The following is an 18,312-nucleotide window of genomic DNA, read 5'->3' as shown; positions in this document are numbered from 1 at the left end:
CGAAACGGCGTGGCCTCGGATACGACAGGAAGGCCGCCAGCGCTGGCCACACCCCGCTCTCTCGGGCCAGTCAGACCGCGCCACTTCCGGAGTCGTCCGAGTCGAGGAGCAGGTCGAACACCTTGCGTTCGGCCAGCCTGATGTGCTTGTTGAGCGTCGGCTGGCTGATGCCCATCTCGTCGGCGACCTCCTGCCCGCTGTGCTCACGCGGCCAGTCGAAGTAGCCCATCTCGTAGGCCGCCTCGAGCGCCTGCTGCTGGCGGTCTGAGAGACGCTGTTCGAGTCGGGCACCGACCTCGCCGGGGGTCGAGTCGGTCGGCTGGTGCTGGCGCTGGGCGACCATCTCGATGCCGGGGATCGTCTCCGAGAGACGGTCCACGAACCGCCGCGTGTTCGCCTCGGTCGGGAGTTCCACGACGAAGGTCGCCAGCTCCGGCGTCGCGTGGCCGCGGCGGAGGACCCCACCGTAGTCGGAGATGATGGACCCGAACCAGCTGGTCCCTCGACGTTCGACGACGGCCTGGTCGACCGAGTCGTTCAGGACCTCGGTCTCGCCCGGCAACACCCGGTCGGCCACCGTCTCGACGTCATCCGGGACGTCACCGATGACGGTGTAGACGACCGAGAGGGAGCCGTCTCGTCGACGGACCGTCCGGTCGTGCCGGACCTGGCAGCCCGTCTCGGTGGCGAGGCGAGCGAACGGGACCGAACAATCGTCGTCGTCGCGGAACTCGAGTTCGAGGGTCTCGTCGGACTCGAGCGCCCGTCGCCGTTCGATGGCCGTTATCGCGTAGCCGATGGAGGTGCCGAGCTGGTCGATGGACTCGCGGCCCGGTCCCTCGAACGCCGTCGGGTCCGTCGCGTGGATGACGAGCACGCCGTGGGTGATACCCTCGTACGAGAGTGGAATCGCACACACGGCCTGGATACCGCGCCGGAGCAGGTCCCGTCGCCAGTTCTCCCCCGTCGTTCCGACGAGGTCGGTCTCGACGACCACCTCGTCGGTCTCCCACGCCTCGAGCGCGGGATGCGGGTACCCGTCGCGCGAGCCGGCAGCCGTGACGGTTCGCTCTGCGTCCTCCTCCGTGATTCCCGCCGTGGTGCGGGGCGTCAACCGGTCCGACCCCGGCTCGGTTTCGGCGGTCCAGGCGGCCGCGAACGGCCCGATGCCGACCAGCCCCTCGCAGACGGCGCGCTCGACGCCGACCCGGGTCGACTGCTCGGTGATGGCGACCTCCACCTGTCGGGTGAGTTCGGCGATGCGTTCGAGCTGTTCGGCTCGTTCGGTCTGGACGGCCAGTTCCTCGCGCTGTGACTCCAGTCGGCGCTGGCCGACGAGGTGGTTCAGCCCGCCCTCGAGGACGGCCGCGATGAGGTGTGCCGTCTCGACGTCGACCCCGTCGTCGGCCATCCAGACGGTCAGCACGCCGTGCCCGGAGAGTGGCATGACGAGTGCCGACCCTTCCTCGTCGACCCCGGCGACCGCGAGGGCAGGGGCGTCTCCGACGGCGACGCGATCCGGCAACTCGTCGACGAAGACCTCCCAGGGGACCCGGTTCTCGGCACTCCACGCCGGCAGCGCGTCTGTCGGTCCGAGGTCGGCGGTGGCAGCGACCGGCGAGAGCGTCCCGGTCCCCTCGTCGAACAGGTGGACGGCGACGCTATCGAGTCCGAAGACCTCGGCTGCGGCGGAGACGGCGGTCTCGCAGGCGGCGACGGCGGACTCCGCGGTGGTCAGCTCCGCCGTCGCCTCCTGGAACGACTCCAGGGTCTGGCGGCGTCGCTGTCGTTCCGTCACGTCCCGACTGACGGAGACGACCCGGCTCACGTCGCCCGACTCGTCGCGGATGGGGTAGACGCGACCGTCTATCCAGCGGACCGACCCGTCGGCGCGCTCGACGCGGTACTCGTAACTGTAGTCGGCCGTCTCGGTCTCCCCGGGGTCGGGCCAGTCGTCGAGGCCGTCGAGGAACGCCATGAACTCCTCGCGGTCGGCCGGGTGGATCGTCTCCTCGAACGAGAGCGGGTCCTCGTACAGCTCCTCGACCGGCCGCCCCCAGATGTCCTCGTACGCCGGGCTGATGTAGTGCGTCTCTGCGAAGTCCGGGTCGGCGAGGTGGATGACCTCGTCGACGGCCTCGGCGATCTGGCGGAACTGCTGTTCGCTCCGGCGGAGTTCCTCCTCCCTGGCCCGGCGTTCGGTCACGTCACGGAAGTTCGCCAGCGTCGCCGGGTCGCCCTCGTGGGTGATGCGCGAGACGGCCAGCTCGAGCGTCCGTCGGTTCCCCGCGGCCGTCTCGACCTCCACGTCGTACTGCCGCGGCGGCGACTCCCCGTCGACACGTTTCCGGAACCGCTCCACGACGAGGTCTCGATGTGACGGTGCGAAGACCTCCTCGAACGACATCGACAGCAGTTCCGTCCGGTCGTATCCCGTTATCTCGGTGAACTGCTGGTTGACGAAGGTGTAGGATTCGTCCTGGACGACCGCCACCCCGTCCGTGCTCTGCTCGACGAGGGTCGAGTACTTCTCGCGTTCCTCGGCGATCTGCTGCTCGCGCTCGCGGCGTTCGGTCACGTCACGGGCGATGCCGAGGACGCGCGTCTCGCCGCCGATCCGCGCCGTCGTCAGGACGACCTCGAACCAGCGACGTTCCCCGTCGGCCCGCTGGACGGCCCACTCGAACGGGTCGACCGACTCGCCGGCCACGACACGGTCTATCAGTGCCTCACCGCGTTCACGTGTGTACCCCGTCTCGGTGTCGCTGATACCGTCGATGCCCAGGTCGACGATGGTCTCGCGGTCGTACCCGAGGAGGTCCGAGTAGGTCTCGTTGACCTGCAGTATCTCGCCGGTGTCGGGGTCGTGGACCGCGATGGCGTCGGTGACGCCATCGAATATCTGTTCGTACTCGCGTTCGCGGCGCCGACGCTCGGTGACGTCACGCGTCATCCCGATGTAGCGGTCCTCCCCGCCGATCACCGCCGGGGTCGCCTTGACCTCCAGCCACCGGTGTTCGCTCGACGCCGTCTCGACCTTCCACTCCAGCGTCTCTGACTCGCCGGAGTCCATCACCCGGTGGATGACCTCGCGCGCCTGCTCCTTCGTGTATCCCTCCTCGGTGACGCTGACGCCCGCGATGCCCTGCTCCAGGATGGTCTCCCTGTCGTAGCCGACCAGCTCGCACATCGCCTGGTTGACGTCGACGATGGTCCCCGTTTCGGGGTCGTGGACCGTGATGGCGTCCGTCACCCCGTCGAATATCTGCTCGTACTCGCGTTCGCGACGCTTGCGCTCGGTGACGTCGCGGGAGATGCCGAGCACCCGGAGTTCGCCGCCGATCCTCGCCGGGGTCGTGTTCACCTCGTACCAGCGGCGTTCGCCGTCGGCGTTCTCGACCAGCCACTCGACCGTGATCGACTCGCCGGTCTCGGCGACCTCCTGGATTATCGTCCGCGAGCGCTCTCCGGTGTAGCCCTCCTCGGGGACGCTCAGCCCCTCGACACCGAGGTCGCGGCTAGTCTCCTGGTCGTACCCGAACTCGCGGGTGTAGGTCTCGTTGACCTGCAGTATCTCACCCGTCTCGGGGTCGTGGACGCTGATGGCGTCGTTGACCTTGTTGAACATCTGCTCGTACTCGCGTTCGCGGCGCCGGCGCTCGGTGACGTCGCGCGAGATGACCAGGACCCGCTTCTCCCCGCCGATGGTCGCCGGCGTGAGCTTCGTCTCGAGCGTCCGTACCGACCCAGCCGCGGTCTCGACCTTCCACTCGACCGTCTCCGGCTCGCCCGATTCCGCCACCTCGCGCTGTATCTCGTACGCTCGGTCGGCGGTGAACCCCTCGTCGCCGTAGCTGAACTCGTCGATGCCCATGTCGAGGACCGCCGCCCGGTCGTACCCGAGGAGGGAACAAAGCGACTCGTTCGCGTCGACCAGTTCCTCTTCCCAGGGGTCGTGGACGGTTATCGCGTCGGTGACGCCGTCGAAGACCTGTTCGTACTCGCGTTCTCGACGCTTGCGCTCGGAGATGTCCCGCACCGACGCGAGGACGAACTCGGCACCCTGGAGTTCCACCACCGAGAGGTGGACCTCGACCGGGAACGTCTGGCCGTCTGCGTGCTGGTTCCGCCACTCGAACAGCTGTGGGCCGTCGGTGTCGGCCTGCCGTATCCGTTCGCGGGCTCGCTCGTACGAGTACTCGTCACCGGGTGCGGTGACCACGTCGACCGTCTCACCGACGAGCTCCTCGCTGCCGTACCCGACCTGTTCGCAGAATCGCTGGTTGACGTCCTCGATCTCGCCGGTTTCGGGGTCGTGAACGACCAGCCCGTCGCTGACCCCTTCGAACACGTCCCGGTAGGTCCGTCGGAGTTCGCGTCGCTCGGTCACGTCCCGCCACAGGCAGAGGACGAGCGGGTCGTCACCGATGCTGGCCGGCATTGTGACGACGTGGAACAACCGGGTGCGCCCGTCCGGGAGACTCCGCTCGACCTCGGTCGACGTGATCGAGAGGTCGTCGGGGATGTCCCCGAGCTTCTCGCGGAGCGATTCTCCCTCGCTCTCGCCGGCAGGCAGCACCGCTTCGACACCGTCGTCGAGGAGGCTCGGCCGGTCCGGGTAGCCGAGCGCCTCTGCCAACCCCCGACTGACCTCGACGAGTTCGCCGGTCGATGGGTCGTGGAAACTGGCCGGTGCCGCGGTCTCGGCCATCACCTGCTCGACGGCCGCATACTGGTCCCTCGGCTCGGCCGCCGCGTCGACCAGCAGGTCGGCGACCGTCTCCGGTGACCGCTCGAACGCCGTCCGCGGCAGCACCTTCGCTGCGCCCGCCGCCAGTGCGTCGACGTGGGCTTGCCCGTCACCGGTGTCGATGACCCCGACGACCGGAACGTCGTCTGCTCGTGCGTCGAGTCGCGCTATCGTATCCAGGTGCGCCTGAGACGACGACTGGACGACCACGGCGAGACTGTACTCGCCCGGGTCGACCTGTCCCCCCTGTACCTCGTCGGGACTCCCCGTGGTGACAGCGATGTCGGTCGCTGCCGACGCCGCGATTCCCCGGATCGCGGTGGCCACCCCCTCCCCCTGGCTGAGCACCAGTACTGGGGTGGCGCGTTCGAGTTCTTCCATACCTGCTTTCTCACGTTCTCTGACAGTAAAACCCCCGGGGGCCGGGGTTCCGGTGGCGGCTGCACCCCGGCGCGTTGCAGACCGAGAAACAGCGCGCCCCGTCTTAACCCGACGGCCCGTTTCGGATACGACCTGATGCCACCCCGCTTCGACTCCCGTCGCTGCCCCCCAGCCCCGGCCCTCACCGACCGGGTCGGTTTCGAGGGGGAGCCCGCGCCACACGTCCTCGTCGTCGGTGACACCGTGGCGGCACTGGCTGCCGCCATCGTCTTCGAACGTGCTGGTGCCTCGATCACGGTCCTGACCCGCCACGGCGGGTCCCCCTCGACGACCGGCGCCGTGACGCTCACACCGGCCGCACTGTCGATGCTCACGACCATCGACCGGACGGACCGAATCGAACCGGCAGCGACCAGCATCACCGAGGCCACGGTCTGTACTGACGACGGAGGGACTGAGGCGGTGACGCTGACCAGTGCGGGGTCGCGTTCGACCCCGTCCACCGTCGACCGTGGTCGGTTGCTCGACGTGCTCAGGCAGAATCTCGACAGTCCGGTCCGCCAGGGACAGGAGATAGACCACCTCTCGGACGAGGGCGACGGCGTTCGCGTGACCGACCAGCACGACGAGCCACGGTGGGTTGACCTCGTCGTCGGGGCCGACGGACCGAACTCGTTCGTCCGCACGATGACGGGTACGGCGACCAGTTCCCCCGCGGGGCTCCACGAATGGACGTTCCGGGTCGACCGGCCCGCCTGGTGGTCGGCCGGGCTGGTCGAGGGCTGGACCCGGCACGCGCTGGCGACCGTGGTACCGATGGGCGACGAACTCGGCGTCTGTCTCGGTGTCCACGTCCCTGCTGGCCGGTCTTCAGACCCCCGCGAGCGTGCCGAACAGGCCCTGATGTCTTTCGACGGCCGGGTCGGTCGTCTCCTCGAGCAACACCTGCCACCGGACGCCGTGTTCCGGTGGCTCCCGGACCCGAGCGTCGACCCCGTGTTCCGGGCCGGGCGCGTCGCCTTCTGCGGGGAGGCTGCAACACCAGTCGGGTACCTCTCCGGGTTGACCCCCGCGCTCGGGCTTGAGGACGCACTCGTTCTCGCAGAGACCGTCACCACGGTCGAGCCGATGGACGCGGCACTCGACCGCTACGAGACATGTCGTGAACGACGGTTGGCACGGCTCAGAGGGTCGACCAGGGCCGCCCCGCCCCACGAGCAGCACTACCCACCCCAGAGCCGATCCGGCCCACTCGGACGTATCGCCGCCCTCCGCACGGTCGGGTTCGGCGGCCTCCTCGACAGGACCGAACGGGAACCGGGACGATAGACGGCCGGGGCCCCAGCACAGTCGGCTCGATATCGCGCACGACTCAGGGTGTCACCAGCCCGAGCAGCGCCACGACCCCGAACAGCGTCGCCACGGCGACCACCGTCGTCGTGAGGACCGTCGCCGACGCGAGGTCGCCGTCACCGCCGAGCTCGCTCGAGTAGATGTACGTCGAAACCGCGGTCGGCATCGCGAGCATGAGGACCCCGGCACGCAGGGTGGTCGGTGCGGCGTCGAGGCCCACGAACACGAGCAGTGCCAGCAGTGGCATGACCAGCAGTTTCACCGCGGCGACGGCCCCCACGGTCGGTGGGTCGACGAGCCCGCCCTCGGACGAAAGCGACGCACCAACGGCCGGCAGCGCGATGGGGAGCGCGAGGCTCCCGAGCAGCCCGAGCGACTCCTGCGCCAGGTTGGGGAGGTCGACCCCGACCGCGCCGCCGACGAGTCCGAGCACCAGCGCGACGAGCACGGGGTTGCGGGCGACGCTTCGCAGCTCCTGCGTGACGTCCGCCTCGGCGCTGGTGATGCTGGTCAACAGCAACACGGTGAGCGTCACCTGCACGAGCGAGCCGATGCCGAGGATGACGCTCGCCTTCCCGGCCGTGACGCCGCCGAAGGTCGCCGCGACGAATGGCACGCCGAGGAAGCCCAGGTTGCAGTGGTAGGACTGGACGACGGCGACCCCACGACGGGACGGGTCGGCGTGGTCCCGGTGGACCAGCCAGCCGATGCCGGCGACCGCCACGAGGACGACCGTGACGCCGACGAAGAGCCGCCAGACGAGGACGTCCGAGAGCGACCGGTTCACCGTCGAGGAGAAGACGAGTGCGGGGAGCGCGACGTAGAAGGCGACCGCGGTGAGTCGGTCGCGACGACGCTCGGTCAGGATACCGACCGCCCGGAGCCCGGCCCCGACGGCGAGCAGGGCGAGCATGTAGGCGAGTTGCGTCGCGACGCTCATACCTGGGCTGAATTGGGGAGTGTGATTGGTGTTGTGGTCTCGGTTCGTCCTGCTGGCTGGTCTCGGCTTCGTGGCGGCAGGTCGACTCGCGCTGGTCTGCTCGACCCGGGCTGGTTAGACAGCAACTGTCGGTCTCTTTCCTCGCGAACTGTCTGGAGTGGCGCGCAAGATAGAGAGGATGTAGTCAGCACCCGACCTTCGTTTGTTTCGGCGTCTGTGAGCTGAATATGCCGACAGACCTTGAGTGCGAGTGATTCATCATCGATAATACCGATGTGGTAACATGGTGGAACAGGTCGAGCTTCGAGTCTGGAAGAAGTGGGAACATACAGACAACGAGGAGCCAGACGAGACGTATCGACTCGAGGAAGGAGAACTAATTATCGTTGATTTAGGCCCTGAAAGACTGTTTCAGTGGACATTAACTGGATTTCCAACGCACAAGAAACCGTATATTGAAGGTTGGACTTACAAACGAGGGTGGTCCAAAGGGCCATTCGAACTGGGAATCTCTGGCAAAATAGCGGGAATTGACTCCTTGGTACTCGAGTTCCATGGCTTCCAGTGACCGAAATCTGTAGCTACAGAACCGGTTGACAGAGCCCTCTGTATCAACCGAAGCAGCCAATCCTCAGTAGGCCACTGGTCGATACCCGATTCGCGCCCTGTATTCAGCAGAACGTACAGAACATACCAGTGATTCGTTGCATCTCTCGTAACTCACTCGAACTTCCTGTCTTCCGATTCGTTGGATCGGAGTCCACAGCGGAGCAGTTCGACCACGCAAACCACTCGTGTTCCGGTTCTCGCTCTAAACGATTCAGGAACACGGCCCCCGGATAGCCAACCGAAAGAAGAACCGATGAAAGCCGGGTTACCTCAGTCGTCGCCGTGGACCGTCCGCGTCTCCGTCTGCAGGTTCCGCGTGAGCATCACGGTGCCGACGCTGGCGAGGTTCTCCTCGCCCGTGGCGCCGATGACCGTCACGTCGCCCTGGTGGGGCACGCAGTCGAGTTCGACCGCGTACTCGCCGTCGTCGACCGGGACCAGCGTCCGGTCCGCGCCGGTCTTGACGAGGACGGATGCAGCGTTGGTCTTGCCCGAGACCGCGACGGTCTCGGTCGCCTCGTCGACGGCGACCTCCTCGACCGAGAGCGCCGGTGGGACCGGCGCGGCGTTGGAGCCGATGTAGCGCTCGGCGATGAACCGCGGCGTCTCGATGGGTTCGCCTGCGTCGATGCTGTCGGCGAGTCGGATGTACTGCGCCATGCTCCAGGCGAGGGGCGTGGCGGCGCCGGTGCCCTCGCCGAACTCCCAGCCGTACTCGGTCTCGTACTCGCGGTCCCAGACCTGCTCGGGGATCATCCGGCCGGAGTTGGCGAAGCCGGCCATCGTCTCCAGCAGGTTCTGCGGGGCGAGGTCGCCGGAGGCCGTCCCCCTGCGGAGCTCGTACTCGCCGCGCTCGCCCGTGAAGATGGGCCAGAGGCGGCCCTGTCCGAGGCGGTCGAGTCCCCACGGCGCACCCTCGTCGGGTTCGCGCTCGCCGACCTCGCCGTAGCCGTCGCCGTTGTAGCGGTACCAGGCGGGGCCGTGCGGGGTGTCGACGCGGATGGTCTCGTCGACGACCTCGACGGAGTTCTCGACGACCGGGTCGTCCCACGGCAGGATGCCCAGCCGGACGAGGTCGAGGAAGCCGGCGTCGACGATGGCGCGCTCGTCCAGCGTCGGGCCGTGGTTGGCGAGTTCGCGGCGGGTGCCGCTGTCGGGTTCGCCGTTGCGGGTGACCCGGACGTAGTACGGGGTGTTGTCGATGCGGTTCGTGCCGGTCGTGGTGGCACACCAGCGTTCGACGCCGCGGCGGTAGGCGTCGGCGTGGGCGAGGAAGTCGATGGCGTCGGCGGTCTCGCCCTCGGCGTCGGCCAGCCAGGCGGCACACGCGAGGCCGGCGATCTCGGCCGCGATGGTGCTCGGGGAGTAGCCGGCCTCCTCCTCCCAGCGCTCCTGCCCGCTGTGGGGGCCGGACCGGACGACGTAGGCGGCGGAGGCGCGGACCTGCTCGTAGTCGTAGTCGGCCTCCTCGAAGGTGATACCGTGGCGCTCCCAGAGCTGGTAGGCCATCACGGACGGGAAGGCGATGTTGTCGAGTTGCTCGCCGCCCCAGCGGGTCCGGCCGTCGAGGTAGGTGTTCTGGGGCAGGAAGCCGTTCTCGCGTTGCTGGTAGTTGTAGATGTACGCGAGCGAGTCGGCGGCCTCCTCGACCTTGCCGACGGTCTCCAGCGCGGTGAACACCTGGTAGAGGTCGCGGGCCCACGAGAAGTTGTAGCCGAAGTCGGTGGGTTCGTCGGCGGGGACGGCGTCGCCCCACGGGACCGACGGGCTGGCGATGCCGGCGCCGCGGAAGGTCTTGTCCTCGACCGCCTTCAACACCATGACGGAGGCGCGGTACAGGTTCGCGAGGTGCGAGGAGCCCTGCACCGAGTTCGGGAGCGAGACGTCCGCGACGAACTCCTGCCACGCGTTGACGTAGCCGTCGCGCACCGAGACGAAGCCGCCGTCGAGGGCGTCGCCGGCGGCCGTCAGGGCCGCATCCTCGTCGCCCTCGGTGGCGAAGCCGAGCGCGAGCGTGTCGGCGACGGAGCTGACGCCGGAGCCGAGCCGGCCGAGCAGGACCACGTTCCCGTGGGCCGCGTCGGCGGCGTGGTCGATGGCGGTCGCGTCGCCCCGGAACAGGTCGGCGACGTGGGCAGCGTCGGGGGTGCCGACGGTGGCAACGTCGAACGACCGGCTGGAGGCGAGGGCGACCGCGACCTCGTACTCCTCGCCGTCGGGGTCGACGATGGCGTTGTCGAGGTACTCCGGCGTGTCGTCGACCGACGTGAGGGCGTACTCGCTCTCGTCGCCGACGACCGCGGCCCGGTCGTGGGCGCCGCTGTTCGAGCAGGCGCTGTCGGCGACGGCGTAGACGTCGTACTGGTTGTCGTCGCGGGCGGAGAAGGACACGTCGCCGACGATGGCGTCGCCTTCGGGGTCGGTGACGTACTCGACCGACAGCTCCCACTCGTGGTCGTCATCGTCCTCCGTGATGGTCTGGCGGTAGACCAGCGCGTCGGTGCCGACCATCTCGGTGTGTCGCGAGAGGGTCTCGGCGTCGTCGTCGGTACGGTGCTCGTTGTGGGTGCGGGCCGCGTAGCCACCCTCGGAATCGACGACGAGGAAGTCGAGCGTCTTCACGTTCATCAGGTCGACGCGGGGGAACCGCGGCTCCGTGAGGGCCCCCTCGGTCAGCGTGAACCAGACGTGGGACTCCGGGTCCTCGTGGTCGGGGACCGTCCCGATGCCGTACTTCTCGCCGGTCGTCCACGTCGGCTGTTCGTCCGGGCCGGTCGGGGCCGCGGTCTCCGCGCCGAGTGCGCCGAGCTGGTCGAGTTCGACGATGCCCGCGAGCCGGAGGCCGTGGGCCCACGCCAGCGGCGTGGCGCTGTCCTGCGAGCCGTCGGCGAAGGACTGTTCGGCGAGGTAGCCGTGCTCGCTCACCAGTTCGCCGCCGGGCAGCAACGGTTCGAGGAGGCCCTTCGCCCGTTCGACGAGTTGGCCGACCTCGCCGGCGTCCGGGTCGGGGTCGTACTCGTCCAGCAGGGCGGCGAGTTCGGCGGCGCCGACGACGCCCCAGGCGGTCGCGACGGACCAGACCTTCGGGTCACCGTCGCCCTCGCCCCGCCAGTTGTCGCGCTCGTAGCGGGCCAGCCCGACCGCGTCACCGACGGACTGTTCGAGGGCGTCGAGCGTCGACTGGACGTGCGAGTCGAGCCGGGCGACCTGCGCGCTGGAGAGTTCGGCCTCGGAGCCGTGGTCCAGTCGCGCGTAGGACCGGTAGGCCGAGGCGACCGCGAGCGTCGCCACGTCGAAGCGGTCGTGGACCGGCTCGCCGTCGGCGTCGAGTCGCCGGGCGAAGACGCCGGCCTCCTCGTCCCAGAACCCGTCGAGCAGCTCGACGAGGTCGTGTGCGCCCTCGTGGGCGCGCTCGGTGAGGTCGTCAGAGACCGGGGCGAGCGCCGCGGTCGCGTACGCCTCCAGCGCGGTCGCGACGCCGTGGACGAACCGGCCGCCCTCGTTCTCCCAGACGCTCTGGTAGCGGCCGAGTTCCTCGCCGCGGAAGGTCGCGTCGAGGCCGTCGAGGCCGCGGGCGATGGCCTCCTCGGCCATGCCGCGGTCGGCCGCGCTCGGGTCGTGGGCCCGGAGGTACCGTGCGAGGTAGGTGATGGCGCGAGCGCCCTGGTCGGGCTGGTAGGCCTCGCCGTCGGACTCGAGGTTCCCGTTCGCCCAGCCGGGGGCGAGCGCGCCGTCCTTCGGCCAGACGCGCTGGGGCCACGTCCCATCCTCGAGCTGGGTCTCACAGAGGAAGCGAACCGCGGCGGCGTGGTCCGGCGCGGCCTCGCCGAGGTCGAACGAGCTGTCGACGCCGAGGAGGGCGTCGCCGACGACCGCGTGGTCGCGGAACCAGGTGTAGCCGTAGCCACCCGAGGACTCGGTGAAGGGGTCGTACTCCGGCGCCTTCATCAGCGCGCCACTGGGGGCGCGCAGCAGGCCGAGCGTCCGGAGGTCCGTCGCGATGGCGTCACGGTGGGGCATCCCCGAGAGGCCGTGGCGCTGGGACTCGGCGACCGCCCGGAGCGACTTGTCGGTCGGGTGGTGGTCCGCGACCGCTCTGAGGTGCGCGAGCGCGTCCTGTCGGTCGGTCTCGGTGCGGTCGGTGAGCAGCGTCACCAGCGTCGTGTGCGCGAGTTCGCCCTCGGAGTCGAAGGGGGCCGCGACCCGGACCGTGTCGCCGAGGGGGTCCCAGCCGCCGACCGCGAACTTGCCGAGGTCGCTCTCGCCGGTCCCGTTGTCGAGGCCGGTCGAGGCGGTCACGTAGTCGTGTTCGCGGTCGTGGTACACCTCGACCGCGTTCTCGTGGGCCAGTTTGCCGCCGGGCTGGACGCTCCCGTCCGGGACGAACGACAGCGACGAGACGAGGTGGGCGTCGTCGGGGACCGAGCCGCGCAACTCGACGTGGGTCACGTGCGCCCCCGAGAGCGTGAGGTCGTACTGTCGTGCGGTCCAGTCGTCGGCCTCGTGTTCGGTCACGACGAGGGTCGTGTCGCGGTAGTACTCCTGGCGGACCGTCTCGACCTCGTCGAGCCAGGCGACCTCGTCGGCCGACCAGACGCCGAACCGGGAGTCGTCGAGTCCGTACAGTCCAGAGAGTGGATAGGAGTAGTCGCGGATCGACCCGTCTCGCTCGACGAAGACGAGTCGGCCGTCGCCGCCGGAGAACAACCCGTCCGTCGTGGGACGCTCGCCGTCGATGCGGCGCCCCTGCTGAATGCGCATGGTTGGTACACCTCTCTCCCGGAGGTTGAAAAATAGTTGGTATCCGCCAATACCGGCCGTCTCGGGCGCTATACTGGCGTCTCAGGCCCTGACGCCGGCCGTCACTGCGGCAATCGAAAAAACAATACAACTCGTGTGATAGTAAACTGTATGCACCATCCTGGGCCACCCCGGTTCGCCGAGGTCGGCGATTCGGTCGAGCTGGCGCCGCGTGACCCGGACCCGTCCGGTTCCTACACGTGGCGCGTCGCAGACGCACCGGCAGCTGCAACCATCGACGTGGGTGACGACGCGGTCGAGCACGTCACCCCCGACGTCGAAGGCACCTACACGTTCGAACTCGACGCGCCCGACGGCACGCACCAGTTGACCGTCCGGGTCTACCACCAGAGCAGCGTCGAGCGAACACACGTCGTCGAGCGAGAGGACGAGCCGGCACACGCCAGCGGTTCCGGCGTGTTCGGTTCCGGCGAGCACGCGACCACCAGCCCCGAGGGGCGCGAGGGGCGCCCGCGCGTCCGACTCGACGGCGCGGTCGACGGCGACGACCTCGTCTTCTCGGCGACGCCGAAGGCGAACCCCCAGAGCGACGCCGACGCGGACTCGCTCGACGTCGAGTTCTTCGTGGACGACCGCGACCGTGACGCCCTCGACGGTGACCTGACCGTCTCGGGCCGCGAGGCATCCGTCCCGGCGTCGGCCGTCGACGACCGCCTGCGCGTCCACGCGGTCGCCATCGGCGCGACCCACAGCGTCGCCGACGTGGTCGACGTGACCCGCGACGACTCCGGCGACCTCGCCATCGCCCGGCCGAACGACGTCCCGCAGTGGGGCAAGGAGATGACCCTCTACGAGATGTACGTCCGCGCCTTCGGCGGCGAGGACACGCAGGGCGACGCCGACGCCCCGCCCGAGGTGGCCGAGGGGCCGACCTACGACTCCAGTTCCAGCCAGTTCGAAGACGAACCCGACGTGGCGTTCCGCCAGGGCGACGGGCAGGTCTTCCAGCGCCTCGAGGAGCGCGTGCCCGAGATCGCCGAGTTCGGCCTCGACACCATCTGGCTCACGCCCGTCCTCCAGCACGACGGCTGGGCCCACGGCTACAACATCACGGACTTCACGAGCATCGCCGAGGACCTCGGCACCCGCGAGGACTTCGAGTCCTTCGTCGACACCTGCCACGAGCACGGCGTCAACGTCCTCTTCGACCTCGTGCTCAACCACTCCGCGCGCGAGCACCCGTACTTCCAGCAGGCCCAGGACCCCGCGGACCCGTACCACGACTGGTACGAGTGGGACGAAGAGGGCAACCCCGGCACCTACTTCGAGTGGGAGTACATCGCGAACTTCGACTACACGAACCTCGAGGTGCGCCGGCACCTGCTCGACGTGGTCGACCAGTGGGCCGAGGTCGTCGACGGCTTCCGCTGTGACATGGCGTGGGCGGTCCCCCGCCCGTTCTGGCAGGAGATCCGCGACCGCGTGAAATCGAAGGACAGCGACTTCCTGCTCCTCGACGAGACAATCCCGTACCTCCCGGAACTGCACGAACTCGCGTTCGACGTGCACTTCGACACGACGCTGTACCACAACCTCCGCCAAGTCGGCAACCGCCAGGCGTGGGGCGTCAACGTCGTGGAGGCCATCGAGGGCCGCGCGGAGACCGGCTTCCCGGACCACGCGAACTTCATGCTCTACGTCGAGAACCACGACGAGACGCGCTACGTCGAGGAGTGCGGCCGCGCCGCGACGTTCGCGGCCGCCGGCGCGCTCTACACCCTGCCGGGCATCCCGATGCTCTACGCCGGGCAGGAGATCGGCGAGACGTGGCGCCGCGAGGAGGTCCACTGGGACGACGTGGACGAGGCGCTGTACAACCACTACAAGACGCTGCTCGAGACCCGCGAGGAGACGCCGGCACTCGGCCCCGAGGGCGACTTCGAGCGCGTCGGCTACGAGAGCGACTCGAACGCCGTCGTCGCCTACGCCCGCGAGGCCGAGGAGCGCTACGTCGTCGTGCTGAACTTCGGCGACCTGCCGGCGACGGTCCACCTCGACGAGGACGTCGTCCCCGGCGACATCGTCTACGACGAGGCGGGCGGACACCCAACGACCGAGGTCGAGGTCGAATCGGTCGCGGTGTTCCCGGCCGCGGAGGGTGGCCATGACTGACCGCCCCGTCCTCCACGAGGAGGCGACCGAGGAACTCTGCGGGTGGACCCGCGAGGTGCGGGCCGAGGCCGACGACGAGTTCCGCGCCGCCCAGCGCATCGCGGAACGACTCGGCGCGCACCTGGTCGACGGCCGGGCAGAGGTCGGCTTCTGGACGCCCGAACTGCTCGACCGGGAGGTTCCCGAGGCTGCAGTGCATCTGGAGGTGCTGACCCCGACCGAACCGGTCGACCTCACCGCCGAGGAGACCGACGCCTCGTTCCAGCGCACCCTGGTCGAGACGCGCCGCGAGGGCGAGTACACCTGGGCGGTCGTCGAGGGCATGCGCGCCGGCACGCGCGACGACCTCGGGTCGCTCTACCGGCTCTCCTTCGAGACGGGCGAGGGTCGCGAGACCATCACCGACCCGGTCGCGTACTCGGTTCCCTTCGGCGCCTACGGCCCGGCCGAGTTCTACGACATGGACCGGCTGGACGAGGAGCGCGCCGACCGCGAGTACTTCGAGGACCTCGCCGAGAAGGACTACGCCACGACCGAGGACGAGTGGAACGACGACGTGCCCCGGTTCGAGCCCTCCACGAGCATGCTGGAGATACACCCGGGCACCGCCACGGAAGACGGTAGCCTCGGCGGGCTCGCCCGCAAGTACGCCGAGATCGGCGAGAAACAGCGCCAGGGCGAGGACCTGACTCCGGCCGAACGCAACTTCGTCGGCTACGACGCGGTGCAGGTCATGCCCATCGAGCCCATCACGGAACACGACGAGCGCGACCCGCACTTCGAGCTGGGCGTCGACCCGGCCGGGGACGCCGAGGGTGCGGTCGACGCGACCCTCCGGCGCCCCGACATGATAAACTGGGGCTACGACATCGTCATCAGCGCGTTCTCGGCCATCAACCCGGCCATCCTCGAGTCCCGCCGGCCCGACGAACTCGTGGACTTCATCGCCACGCTGCACAATCTCCCGGAGCCGATGACGGTCACGTTCGACCTCGCGCTGGGCCACGCCGACAACGGCGGTCTCGACCTGCTCAACGACCTCTTCTTCGCCGGCCCCGGAATGTACGGCCAGCACCTCGACTACACCCAGCCGGTCGTCAGGGCGCTCCTGCTGGAGATGCAGCGCCGCAAGATGGCGTTCGGCGCCGACGCCATCCGCGTCGACGGCGCACAGGACTTCACGGTCTGGGACCCCGAGGCCGAGGAGGAGTACCACGACGACGAGTTCCTCGCCGAGATGGACCGGCTGACCTACGAGGTCGCCGGCCAGGAGTACCGGCCGTGGATGATATACGAGGACGGCCGGCCGTGGCCGCGCCCGGACTGGGAACTCGCCTCCACCTACCGGAGCTTAATCGAGCAGCACCCGCACTCGTTCCAGTGGAGTCCCGTCACCTTCGCGCACAACACGCCCGCCCTGCTCACCTTCTGGGCGACGAAGTGGTGGCGCGTCTTCGAGGTCGCGGACTTCGGCTCGCAGTGGATCACCGGCGTCGCCAACCACGACACGGTCCGCCGGGGCACCCAGCGCCGGGTCGACGACTCGTGGGACTCCGACGCGGAGAACCCTTACCTCGGCGACTCCCTGCCGGAGGTCATCGACCGCGCCTACGACAACCCGGCGTCGGGGATGCTGTTCCACGCCTTCCTGCCGGGCGTCCCGATGGACTTCCTCAACGCCAACATGCGCGGCCCCTGGGGCTTCATCCGCGACACCGACGAGACGTGGGACGTGAAGGTCGTCGCCGAGGAGGCGAACTTCCTCGACTGGCAAGTCCCCGACGGCCTGTACGAGGAGTCCGACTACTTCCCGCGCCTGAAGTCGCTCGGCTTCGAGACGAAGGACGAACTCAAGGACTTCGTCGACGCGCTCGAACGCTTCGTCGATGCGACCGACTACGACCTCGAACTCATCGGTACCCTGTTCGACGAGATGGGTGTCCCCCTCGAGGACACGAGCCCCGAGGGCCTGCACGAGTTCGCCGACTCCTGGATGAAGGACGTCCAGGCGTACGCGAACCTCTCGAACTGGCACGCGAAACAGGACGACGAGCGCACCGCCTTCGACCGCGGGGTGCGCGAGTTCCGCCAGGACCGTCCGTGGCTCCGAACCGACATCGACGTCCATGGCGACGAGACGTTCGACTACATCCACCCGACCGAGGGCACGGTCTGCTACTTCGGCTACCGCCGCGCCCCCGACGCGAGCGAGGAACTGCTGTTCGTCGCTAACATGGAGGGGACGCCCGTGACGGTCACGCCGACCAACCTGCCCGACGACTGTCCCGAGGAGGGCTGGGAGCTGGCGCTGGCCGCCCCCGGCGTCGACGAGGAATCGGTCGCTGCGGCCGGCGAGACGACGCTGGCCGACAGCGAGGCGGTGCTGTTCCGGCGCGAACCCTGAGACGGACGGGTTCGCCCGCGTCGCTATTCTTCTAGCTGCTCTTCCGCCGACGGGCCATGCAGGCCTACGACCGGCACCGGCGACCGCCGGACCACGCGCTGGGTGACGCTCCCGAGCAGCTCCTTCGTCAGCCCGGAGCGCCCGCGGGTGCCCATCACGATGCAGTCGGCCGCCGTCTCCTCGGCGTGCCGGAGGATGGCCGAGTGGGGCACACCCCAGACCAGCGACCGCTCGACCGAGGAGACGCCGAGGTCGGTCACGCGGTCGATGGCGGCGTCGAGCGTGTTCTCACCCGCCTCTTCGAGCGCGTCGTTCAGTGCGCCCGTGCTCACGCCGTCCCAGCCCGGGGCGGGCTCCATCACGTGCAGGATGTCCAGCGTCGCGCCCGTGGCGACCGCGAGGCTCGCGGCGTGGTCGACCGCGGCCAGCGACGGCTTGCTCCCGTCGGTCGGCGCGAGGATGCGGTCGAAGGTCGGGCGCATCCGGTCGGTCTCCTCGCGCACCGTGAACACCGGGAGTTCGGACTGTCGGAGGACGGACTCCGTGGTGCTCCCGAGGGTGAGTCGCCCGATGCCGGTCCGGCCCTCCGTGCCCATCACGATGGCCTCCACGCCCGCCGATTCGGCGTAGTCGACGATCTCGTCGGCGACGCCGTCGTCGGATTCGAGTATCTGCGTCGTCACGTCGACGCCCTCCGCACGGACGGATTCGGCCGCCTCGTCGAGGAAGTCCTCGGCGGCCTCGACCAGGGCCGTGTCGTCTGGGAGGGCGACGCCGAGGGGCGGCGACCACTCCGTGAGCACCCACACCAGGTGGACCTCGGCACCGAAGCGTCTGGCGAGCCCGGTGGCGTACTCGGTGGCGTTCTGCGCGACGTCGCTGCCGTCAGTCGGGACGAGGAGCCTATCGAACATGCGTCTACAGGCGGAGAGACGGGCCGCA

At 69.0% G+C, this 18,312-nt stretch carries 8 protein-coding genes; 4 read left to right on the top strand and 4 right to left on the bottom strand.

Translation table 11 applies throughout. The features are described from left to right. Positions 1-70: 70 nt before the first annotated feature. Positions 71-5,131 carry a PAS domain S-box protein gene (locus NOV86_RS19430; protein WP_267643478.1) on the bottom strand — a complete coding sequence of 1,687 codons (5,061 nt, stop codon included), beginning with the start codon at positions 5,129-5,131 and terminating at the stop codon, positions 71-73. Positions 5,132-5,266: 135 nt separating this feature from the next. On the opposite strand from NOV86_RS19430, the gene NOV86_RS19425 reads away from it, so the two are divergent. Beyond that, on the top strand, positions 5,267-6,460 hold the full coding sequence (locus NOV86_RS19425) for an FAD-dependent oxidoreductase (protein ID WP_267643477.1): 1,194 nt from the start codon (positions 5,267-5,269) through the stop codon (positions 6,458-6,460). Positions 6,461-6,503: 43 nt separating this feature from the next. Here the strand turns inward: NOV86_RS19425 and NOV86_RS19420 are convergent, their stop codons facing one another. Then, positions 6,504-7,424: an AEC family transporter gene (locus NOV86_RS19420; RefSeq protein WP_267643476.1), complete on the bottom strand. Its 921-nt coding sequence runs from the start codon at positions 7,422-7,424 to the stop codon at positions 6,504-6,506. Positions 7,425-7,707: 283 nt separating this feature from the next. On the opposite strand from NOV86_RS19420, the gene NOV86_RS19415 reads away from it, so the two are divergent. Beyond that, positions 7,708-7,992 (top strand): hypothetical protein, encoded by a 285-nt coding sequence (locus NOV86_RS19415; protein ID WP_267643475.1) that lies wholly within the window; start codon positions 7,708-7,710, stop codon positions 7,990-7,992. A gap of 311 nt (positions 7,993-8,303) precedes the next feature. Here the strand turns inward: NOV86_RS19415 and NOV86_RS19410 are convergent, their stop codons facing one another. Beyond that, on the bottom strand, positions 8,304-12,794 hold the full coding sequence (locus NOV86_RS19410; RefSeq protein ID WP_267643474.1) for a DUF7997 domain-containing protein: 4,491 nt from the start codon (positions 12,792-12,794) through the stop codon (positions 8,304-8,306). Positions 12,795-12,944: 150 nt separating this feature from the next. On the opposite strand from NOV86_RS19410, the gene malA reads away from it, so the two are divergent. Then, positions 12,945-14,966 (top strand): alpha-amylase MalA, encoded by a 2,022-nt coding sequence (gene malA, locus NOV86_RS19405; protein ID WP_267643473.1) that lies wholly within the window; start codon positions 12,945-12,947, stop codon positions 14,964-14,966. After that, positions 14,959-17,370, top strand: coding sequence for a glucosylglycerol hydrolase (gene gghA, locus NOV86_RS19400; RefSeq protein WP_267643471.1), 2,412 nt, complete (start codon positions 14,959-14,961; stop codon positions 17,368-17,370). Before malA ends, gghA begins: the two co-directional genes overlap by 8 nt. Positions 17,371-17,393: 23 nt before the next feature. Here gghA and NOV86_RS19395 read toward each other — a convergent pair whose 3' ends face one another. Then, positions 17,394-18,284: a universal stress protein gene (locus NOV86_RS19395; RefSeq protein ID WP_267643470.1), complete on the bottom strand. Its 891-nt coding sequence runs from the start codon at positions 18,282-18,284 to the stop codon at positions 17,394-17,396. Between the last annotated feature and the right edge of the window lie 28 nt (positions 18,285-18,312).

This window comes from Haloarchaeobius amylolyticus, assembly GCF_026616195.1.
Taxonomy (GTDB): Archaea; Halobacteriota; Halobacteria; order Halobacteriales; family Natrialbaceae; genus Haloarchaeobius; species Haloarchaeobius amylolyticus.
The sequence above is the reverse complement of the archived record's forward strand: the minus strand, read 5'-3'. Positions and strand labels throughout refer to the sequence as shown.